Origin of the sequence: Nocardia macrotermitis (genome assembly GCF_009604405.1) — a bacterium.
Classification (GTDB): Bacteria; Actinomycetota; Actinomycetes; order Mycobacteriales; family Mycobacteriaceae; genus Nocardia; species Nocardia macrotermitis.
This window is the reverse complement of the sequence record NZ_WEGK01000005.1, coordinates 589,805-598,981: the sequence shown is the minus strand read 5'-3', so window position 1 is coordinate 598,981 and position 9,177 is coordinate 589,805. Positions and strand designations below refer to the sequence as shown.

At 67.5% G+C, this 9,177-nt stretch carries 6 protein-coding genes; 4 read left to right on the top strand and 2 right to left on the bottom strand.

Annotated elements, in window-relative coordinates; all coding sequences use genetic code 11:
* Window positions 1-641 precede the first annotated feature (641 nt).
* A complete protein-coding gene (locus NRB20_RS15550) occupies window positions 642-2,375 on the top strand; it encodes an NTP transferase domain-containing protein (RefSeq protein WP_319944956.1) in 1,734 nt (577 codons plus the stop codon).
* A gap of 19 nt (window positions 2,376-2,394) precedes the next feature.
* Window positions 2,395-2,709: a hypothetical protein gene (locus NRB20_RS15545; protein ID WP_153410746.1), complete on the top strand. Its 315-nt coding sequence runs from the start codon at window positions 2,395-2,397 to the stop codon at window positions 2,707-2,709.
* Here NRB20_RS15545 and NRB20_RS15540 read toward each other — a convergent pair.
* On the bottom strand, window positions 2,681-5,551 hold the full coding sequence (locus NRB20_RS15540; RefSeq protein ID WP_153410745.1) for a type 1 periplasmic-binding domain-containing protein: 2,871 nt from the start codon (window positions 5,549-5,551) through the stop codon (window positions 2,681-2,683). The two genes, NRB20_RS15545 and NRB20_RS15540, sit on opposite strands and share 29 nt — an antisense overlap.
* A 473-nt stretch (window positions 5,552-6,024) precedes the next feature.
* On the opposite strand from NRB20_RS15540, the gene NRB20_RS15535 reads away from it, so the two are divergent.
* Together NRB20_RS15535 and NRB20_RS15530 are read left to right on the top strand one after the other, a co-directional pair.
* A complete protein-coding gene (locus tag NRB20_RS15535; RefSeq protein ID WP_153410744.1) occupies window positions 6,025-6,906 on the top strand; it encodes a TIGR03854 family LLM class F420-dependent oxidoreductase in 882 nt (293 codons plus the stop codon).
* Window positions 6,907-6,991: 85 nt separating this feature from the next.
* Entirely contained in the window at window positions 6,992-7,495 is a 504-nt protein-coding gene (locus tag NRB20_RS15530) for an anthrone oxygenase family protein (RefSeq protein WP_153410743.1), read from the top strand.
* Window position 7,496: 1 nt separating this feature from the next.
* On the opposite strand, the gene NRB20_RS15525 is transcribed toward NRB20_RS15530, so the two are convergent.
* Window positions 7,497-9,146 (bottom strand): class I adenylate-forming enzyme family protein, encoded by a 1,650-nt coding sequence (locus NRB20_RS15525; protein WP_153410742.1) that lies wholly within the window; start codon window positions 9,144-9,146, stop codon window positions 7,497-7,499.
* Window positions 9,147-9,177: the final 31 nt, after the last annotated feature.

Below are 9,177 nucleotides of genomic sequence, written 5' to 3'. Positions count from 1 at the left end.
CGACCGTTCATCGGCGTCCGTATCCCGCGCGCCTTCGCCTCGTAACTGGCCGCCAACACCACCCCACCCATCACCCTCGCCGACCCGGAAACCTACGAATTCCGCCTACTCCGCCCCCACCAGCACTGACCGGCACCACCCCGCTGTGCTGTAGTCGTGTCGGCCGGACGAACTACAAAACCGCATGAAGCACCGCGCAGGTCGGTTATCGCGACCACGACCGACCACCGCCTCGCTATTACAAACCTCTCGACACAGCCCTGTCGACGCGCGAACTACGGCAACGCACGAAGTGCCGCGCGGGTAGACCACCACGACCACGCCGCGACGAAGCCGTATCGACGGACGAACCACAGCAACGCATAAAGTGCGGCGCAAGTGGACGATCGCGACCACGACCGCCGCTGTAACGTCGCCGTATCGACGGACGAACCACAGCAACGCATAAAGTGCGGCGCAAGTGGACGATCGCGACCACGACCGCCGCTGTGACGTCGCCGTATCGACGGACGAACCACAGCAACACATGAAGTGCCGCGCGAGTGGACGATCGCGACCACGACCTGGCACCCGCTGTGACGTAGTCGCGTCGGCCGGACGAACTACGATCGGCGCATGGAGTACCGCGCGGGTGAGCGATCGTGAGCACGGTGGATGCGATCGTGCTGGCCGGTGGACGGGCCAGTCGGATGGGTGGGGTGGACAAGCCTGGGATCGTGGTCGGCGGGCGGTCGATGTTGGAGGCCGCGGTCGCGGCGGTGCGCGGGTGTGTGCGCACGGTGGTGGTGGGGCCGCATCGGCCGGATCTGGGGCCGGAGATTCGGCAGGTGCAGGAGGTGCCTGCCGGGGCCGGTCCGGTGGCCGCGATCTCGACCGGGCTGAAAGCGTTGGCGGACTGCGATTTTCCCGCCGATCTGCTGGTCGTGCTGGCGGCCGATATGCCGTTCCTGAACGGCGCGGCGATCGACGCGCTGATTGCCCGCGCCACCGAGTCCGGGGCCGATGCGGTGTTCGCCGCCGACGAGTCCGGACGTCCGCAATATCTGGTCGGGGTCTGGCGTCGCACCGCCCTGCACGCCGGGATCGAGCGGCTCGACGCACCGGTCAATCAGCCCATGAAGGCCCTGATCCCGGAAACCGCCCTGCTGCTGCCGCTGTCCGATATCACCGACTGCGACACCCCGGACGATATCGCCCGAGCCCGCGCGCAGGCCGCACCGCTCTCCCTGGAACAGGCCCGAAACATGGTGCGCGACAAGCTGTCCCGGCTGCCGAACCGGCGCGTAACGCTGCGCCGGGCCGTCGGCGCGGTACTGGCCGAATCGTTGACCGCCGCCGAGGCACTACCGCGATTCGACGTCTCCGCCATGGACGGCTACGCGGTGCGCGGACCCGAACCGTGGCGGGTGCGGCACGACATCGGCTTCGCCGGAGGCGAACGTCCCGCCGGACTGCACGCCGGGGAGGCCGTGCGCATCGCCACCGGCGCGCACATCCCCGAGGGCACCGAGGCGGTGGTCCGCGACGAATTCGTCCGAACCGACGCCGAGGGCCTACATCGCTTGCCGGACAGCCCGATTCGCGACGACATCCGCCGCCGCGGCGAGGACTGGCAACCCGGCGACGCCCTCGCCCCCACGGGCACACCGGTGTCCTCCGCACTCCTGTCGGTCGCCGCCGCGGCCGAGGTGTCCGAGGGCCTGGTGCGCGGCCCGGTGCACGCGCGAATCGTCATGACGGGCGACGAGATTCGCAGCGACGGCCCGCTGCACACCGGGCAGACCCGCGACTCCATCGGCCCCGTGCTTCCGGATCTGTTGTCCTGGTGCGGAATTCGACCCCTGGACCGAGTTCACCTGCGCGACACCGCGAATGGTTTCGACGAGGTGCTGTCGCGGGCGGTGGACTGCGAACTGCTGGTGATCGTCGGCGCGACCGGCGGCGGCGCGGCCGACCAGCTCCGCACGGCCCTGGACCGCACCGGAGCCCACCTCCCGGTGCACCGCTTGCGACTACGCCCCGGCGGCTCCACGGTCGTCGCCGAAACCCGCAGCGGGACAACCGTTCTTGGCCTACCCGGAAACCCGTTCGCGGCGGTCGCAACACTGCTCACTCTGGCTCCCGCGATCGTCGAGGGCCGCACCGGCCGCACACCCCGCCGCGCGATCATCGGACCGTTGCACAACGCCGCCGACATCTCCGGCCCGGTCCCGCGTATCGTGCCCGCGCAGGCCCTCCCGGAAGGCGGCTGGACCGGCGACCCCGGCATCCGCACGGCCCACCTGGCGGGTCTGCTGGATCGCGACGGCCTGGTGATCGTCCCCGCCCACGCCGAGAACGGCGCCCTGGTCGAATTCCTGCCCCTGCCCGGCTGACCGGGTGCAGGATATTGCCGTGTCCCCATCCCGAATCGCGGTGCGAGTGCTGCTCACGCTGTCGGCGATCGTCTGGACGATAGCGGCCGCGTACAGCGTCGCGATCGGAGTCTTCGCCGCCGCCGACACCCGCTGTGGCACCACCACGGCCCGCGTGGACATGACCGGCGGCTGGTGGGTGATCGCCACCGTCACCGTCTGGGCCCTACCCTTCGTCATCTGGGCGCTGCGCACCCGGACCCGGCTGTCCGTATCCGTCGCGGTCGTGACCATGGTGACCGGAATCGTCATCGTCGCATGGCTTTTCACCCATCCGACCCGCTTCTGCTGGTGAGGGGCGGACACCACGAAGACGGCTGATGCCCTTTGCTGCTGCCGCAGAAGCCGACGATCTCGCCGTTCACCTTCCCCTGATGGACCTGCACGATGTCCACGGGCTTGTCCTTGGGCACCTGCCGGGTGATATCGCCGCCGTAATCGACGGTGCCGCTGACCCCATCGATCTGTAGATGCTGATTCTCGGCGTCGTGGATGTCGGTGATCTCGCGCCACACCGTGCCCGGCGTGATCGGCAACTCGTCGGGCCCCGTCCGCAGATAACTCACCGCGGTGATGATCACCTCCGCCGCGTCGTAGGCGAGCGCCGCGTGCCCGTCGAGGGATCGGCCCGTTTCCGGATGCTTCTCGAAGTCGAACAGCTTCTCGAGCTCCTCGTAGAAATCCACTTCCGCACCGTGCCGGTCCCGGATCGGTGGGGCGAACGCGAAGGAGACGTAGTCGAAGTCCACCGCGCGGTATTGCATCCGCTTCTCCGTGTCCGCGACATAGCGGCTGACGTCGTCGTCGCCGATGAATATCGCGGGACTGGAACACTTCGTCGCGCCGTCGAGGAAGTCACCGTAATCCGGCACGCCGCGTCCGGCGAAGAAGACGAAACCGTGGTACCCACAGGTGTCCTGACCGACCCTGGTCGCCCTGCCCGGCGGGAACGAGGTGCTCTGCACCTGAAATCCCTTGTCACCGAACGCTTTCTGAGCGGCGTACCGCAGATCGCTACTGTAGATGTCGGCCGGGTCCTCGGAGTAGTAGATCCGCACGGACCGCGGTATCGAGGCATCCTTCCCCGCGCGGTCCGCCGCGAACGCCGCGACCACCTGCGCCTCGGTCGTATTCGTCGGCGCCACTTGGAAATACATCGGATGCCCCGTTCCCACCCGCTCCACCGAGAGGGTCGAGGCCACCATCGGCAACCCCGCCGCACTGAGCGCGTGCACCATGTCCATGGTCGGGGCACTGCTCATATCGAGACCGATCACCCCGATCAGCGAGGGATCCCGCACCGCGTACTCACCGAGCCGACGAGCCACGTTCGCGGCCTGCTGCATCCCCTGCCCGGCGTTGACCAGCAGCACCCGCACGATCGGATCCGCGTCGCCGGACTGATCCAGCTGCCGCCGTTGCGCGGTCGCCACACCTTCGAGACTTTCACGTTCGGCGGTCAGGCCGTCGGGGGAACCGTCCGAGGACGTCGTCGCCTCCACCTCCGCGATGGTGACGTACGGCCGATTCGGTTGCTGCGCATGCAGTTTCGCGGCTTCCAGGTTCTGCTGGTAGATGACATGCTCGGCCTGTCCGCTGGCCGCGTCCGACGGCTGGAACAGGTTGTGGGATCCGTCGGTGATACCGATGCATTCGGAACCGTTGCGATCGAGTGTGGGGTGCAGATCCAGTGTCCAGCAATGGTTTCGGCTCCGCTGCACCACAGCCAGCGACAATCCGGCCGCGACCAGGACCACGACCAGCCCCACCACCGAGCCGCGGACCGATCCGCGAGCCCAGAGCGGTGGACGGATCGACGCGATCTCCTCGACGGTACTCAGGTTGTAGTTCGCGAACGTCCCGCGACCGGAAGTCCCTGCCGCACCGGCGGACTCGGACACGTCGAACAGGAGATACCAGGCGCTGTCCGAACGCGCCATCCGGCTCTCCGGAAGTTGCTTGCGCCAGTTGGTATATGCCGTGACCGCTTCGGTGGCCGACTCGACCTCGAGATGGTCCCGCTCCCGGCGGCCCGGATTCGGTTGCACATCCGGGCCGATCGCGACGATCAGCAGCGGGTCGAACAGACCGGTCTGATTGCGTATCACGTTGACCAACCGCAGAATTCGGTCCCCACCCGCCGCCAGCGCGGCAGCGTCCAACAGCAGGACCGGATAGGTCATCCGGCGCGTCCCCCCGGCCTTCCACCACGGCAGGCGATAGGAACGCCGCAGGTCCTCGAGAAATGCGTTCATCAACAGCCGAGCGACATACTCCGGATCCTCGTTCTCCCAATCGGTCACGCGTTCGGCGAATCGAGTGAAGGTTCCCGACAACTCCGGCGCCAGATGCGGCTGCCGCATGAACCAGCGATATCGGCCGGACAGCAAGGGAATTCGTCCGGTCAGCACGAGACGGAAGAGTCCGAGCGTCACCAGGTACATCCCCCACAGCGACAGCCGCCACCAGAACCTGCCTGCCGCAACCTCTTTGTCGACCGTCTGCACCGCCGTCTCGATCTGCCGCATCGGGCCCTGCTGCCGGAACAGGCGCAGCCGCCAGCCCTTGTCGTCCGGGGCGTTCGCATCGGAGCTGCTGTCCATCAGGAGAATCACCAGGGAGAACAGCGGAAATCGCAATCGGCGGCCGAATTGGCCGCGGCTGTCCGAGAGCAGCGTGCGCGCTTGCAGCAGCAGATCCCGGACAACCTTCACATCGGTGGTGGACCAGGTCTCGGCCCGGCTATCCCTTGCCCGGTCAGGGTCGGCCGAATTCTCCTGAGCTCGTGCGTCTTTCGCGGCCTGCGCGTCCTCCTCGATGGCACTCGTCGTCTCCGCACCGAGAAAGTCCCGCAACCGGGCGTGCGGCGGGCTCGCCGATCGCCTACCCGCTCGCGCTTCCCCCAGCAATGCGTTGATCCTGGTGACCATCGCATCCGACGCCGACTCGTCGGGTTGCACGAGACAAAGCATCGGCAGCCCTTGGGATTTGGTCCGTTCGGCTTTGGGATAGCCGCCGTGCCAGTACAACTTCCCTTTCTTCGTTTCGTCCAGCTCACGGGGCCAGTCGCCCCGCTGCCGGATGAACAACGCCCCGATCAGCCGATAGAAGAGGTCGGCCCCTTCGAATTCAGACACGCTCGCTCTCCCCGGTCATATCCCGCACGCATATCTCCCCAACAGTGCTGTGCCGCTTTGTCAAACGACGACTTCCCACAGCCTGGCACAGTTGCCATGGGACCGGTCCCGGATCGGGTGAATGGTGTGTTATTTCAGCGACACATACTGGCAGCCAATATTTTTCGAAGTAACGAAGCCAACCTGCTAACGCAGTGAGTAGACAGCCTTCTCGATACGGCTGTTTCGCGTCTGCGGACGTTTGGCTTCGGTGATCGCGGTGATCACCGCAGCAGGTGCCGGCACGAATGCGCCGCCACCGCGCGCGGTTCGATCCTCGCCTCGAATCGCTGCACAGTCGCACGATAGTCCTCGCCGCGAGGCGCGCCCTCGAACCGCGCGGTTCCGTCTTTCCGGACCCGATCCTCTCCACCGGGAATGGCCGGGGCCCGATTTCGGGTTGGCATCGAATGGAGTCGGCGAAGGAGTCGCGTATGAAGGTTCGGTTCGGGGTGGCCGCGGGGATCGGGAGCGATCCGGGGCGGTTCCCGGGGTTTGTGGACCGGCTCGAAGAGGCCGGGGTGGATTCGCTGTGGCTGCCGGAACTCGTGTACTCCAAGGCCGTGGATCCCACGGTCGGGATGGCGTTCGCGCTGTCCCGGACGACGCGGCTCAAGGTCGGGACCTCGGTGGCGATTCTGCCGGGCCGGCATCCGGTGCTGGTGGCCAAACAGCTGGCCACGCTGGCGGCCCTGGCCCCGAAACGGGTGCTGCCCGTCTTCGGCCTGCGGCCCGCACAACCCGCAGAACACGACCTGTTCCCGGTACCGCCGGGCAAACGCGCGGCGGTCTTCGACGAATCGCTGCGACTGCTGCGCGAGGTGCTGGACTCCGAACGCGTCGACTTCGCGGGCGAATTCTTCACCCTCGACGGCGAAGGGCTCGAGGCGCGCCCGACCCGGCCGCTGGACATCTGGCTCGGCGGTTCGGCCCCGGCGGGACTGCGCCGGGTGGGCCGCCTCGCCGACGGCTGGCTGGGCAGCTTCCTGACTCCCGCCGAGGCCGGACGCGCCCGCGAAACCATCCGGGACGCCGCGGACCAGGCAGGCCGGGAGATCGAGGACGACCACTACGGCATCACCGTATTCCTCGCCGAGGACGGCATCGCGCCCGAACGCGCCGCGCAGATCCGCAGCCGCCGCCCGGACATCGATCCGAGCGAACTCATCGCGAACGGCTGGCCGGGTCTGCATCGCCTGATCGACGGATATATTGCGGCCGGTCTGAGCAAATTCGTCATCAGCACCACCGGCGACCGCCCCTACGAGGAGTTCATCGATCGATTCGCGGCCGAACTGCTGCCCCGGCAGAACTGACCCCGCCCGGCCGCGTAGACGCTCGCATATGTTTCTGCGTGTCCGGACCATGGGCACCGGCGGCGCGGACGGCTGTACTGGATCCATGACGACGACAGCACCCGCGACATCCCAGACCTTCGGCACGATTTCCCTTGTGGCAGCGACGATTACGACCGGTCTGCTGGCCGGGGTCTTCTACGCCTACGCCTGCTCGGTGATGCTCGCCCTGCGCCAGGTCGACGACCGCACGTTCGTGGAGGTGATGAACCGGATCAACGTGGTCATCGTCAATCCGGTGTTCATGCTGAGCTTCCTGGGCTCGGTCGCGTTCACCGCGCTGGCCGCGGTACTGCACCTGCGCGGCGATCAGCGCACGGTGCTGTGGTGGATCCTGGCGGCGGTCGCGCTGAACGTGCTGAGCTTCCTGATCACCTCGGGCGGCAACATCCCGCTGAACAATCGCCTGGCCGATGCGCACACCGGCGACTTCGCCACGCTGCGAGCACAATTCGAGACCTCATGGGTGCGCTTGAACATCCTGCGCGCCCTGGCCAACACCGGTGCGCTCGGTGCGCTGGTCTGGGTCGTGCACCTGCGACGTGGCTGAGCTACAGCTGGATCTCGCGGCGAACGACCTTACCGGTTGCGTTGCGCGGCAACGGTTCCGTGGTGATCACCCAGTGCGAGGGCACCTTGAAGTAGGCGAGCCGCTCGGCGACGAAGGCACGCAACTGCTCGGGCGTCACCGCGTCGGCCTCGTCCACGACCACCACCGCGGCCACCTCCTGCCCCAGATCCTCGTGCGGCACACCGAGAACCGCCGACTCGACCACCGCGGCATGTTCGTCCAGGGCGTTCTCGATCTCGATGGGGTACACGTTCTCACCGCCGCGCAGGATGAGATCGCTGCGGCGGCCGGACAGATGCAGGCGGCCGTCGGCGAGGGTGCCGAAATCGCCTGTGCGCAGCCAACGTTCGCCGTCGATGGCCGCGGCGGTGGCGGCCTCGTCGTTCCAGTACCCGAGCATCACGTACGGGCTGCGCACACAGATCTCGCCTTCCGCACCGTCGGGCAGCGCCGCGCCCGTCACATCGCGGATCTCGACCTCCACGCCGAGGATCGGGCGGCCCACCGTCTCCGGATACGCGGACAGCTCGGCGGGCGTGGCAACCGTTGCGGCCGTACCACTTTCGGTGAGGCCGTAACTGGTCGTCAACCCGACCTCCGCGACCGGCAGGCGTTCGCGCAGACGCTGTTGGAAAGCCGGGGAGGAGGGCGCGGCGTTGAGCGAGAGCGCCGCGAGGGAGGACAGATCGTAACCGCTCAGATCGTGCTCGAGGATGCGCGCGGCCATGGTCGGCACCGCGCCCCAGTTGGTGACCCGTTCGCCTTCGACCAGCCGCAATACCCGATCCACCGCGAACGATCCCTGATGCATGACCACCGCCGCACCGGTCCGCAGCCGTGGCACGACCAGGTTGTGCAGGCTCGCGATGTGGAACAGCGGCGAGGTGAGCAGGTAGCGCTTGTCGCTGGGTTCGGAGAACTCTCGGCCGCGCATCGTGGCCGACAGGGCATCGGTGAAACGGTGATAGTCGGTGACCGCCAACAGGTTTCGATGTGAATGCACCACGCCCTTGGGCCGTCCGCTGGTCCCGCTGGTGTAGAGCACGACCGCGGGATCGTCCTCGGCGACCGGCGTGCGGGGATGCGCGCCGGTGTGCGCGGCGATCAGGTCGGGCACGTCGCGCTCCATGGTGAGCACCGGGCCGTCGAATCCCGAATCACGCAGCAGGGCTGTTCTTTTCGCGTCCGCGATGACGACCTTCGGGGTGGTGTGTTCGAGTCCGTAGCCGATCTCGCGCGGCGTCCACCACGCGTTGTAGCCGACCGCGATCGCGCCCAGACACTGGGCCGCCCAGAACGTCACGACCCATTCGGGGGTGTTGGCGGCCAGAATTCCGATCCGATCGCCCTTGCCCACCCCGTGGTCACGTGCCAGCGCGGCGGCCAGAGCGCTTGCGGCAGTGGCGTGTTCGGTGAAGGACAGTCGCCGGTCCGCAGTCACCAGGTAGTCCCGATCGGCCCAGGCGGCCGAGGCATCGAGCAGTTCGGACAGGGCACGGTGGCGGTTCCGCACCACCGTCAGCGGCGCGCCGAGGACCTCTTCCACAGTGGTCTCGAACGGGCCGCCCGGCCCGGTGAGGGTGGCGGTGATCCGCGCGACGGCGGCACGCGGATCGGTCGATGCGGTCATCGGCTACTCCCTGTCTGTCACGGAATCGGCA

Coding starts and splice junctions, on each gene's coding strand:
- NRB20_RS15535 (WP_153410744.1), top strand. CDS start 6,025: ATGAAGGTTCGGTTCGGGGTGGCCGCGGGGATCGGGAGCGATCCGGGG.
- NRB20_RS15530 (WP_153410743.1), top strand. CDS start 6,992: ATGACGACGACAGCACCCGCGACATCCCAGACCTTCGGCACGATTTCC.
- NRB20_RS15525 (WP_153410742.1), bottom strand. CDS start 9,146: ATGACCGCATCGACCGATCCGCGTGCCGCCGTCGCGCGGATCACCGCC.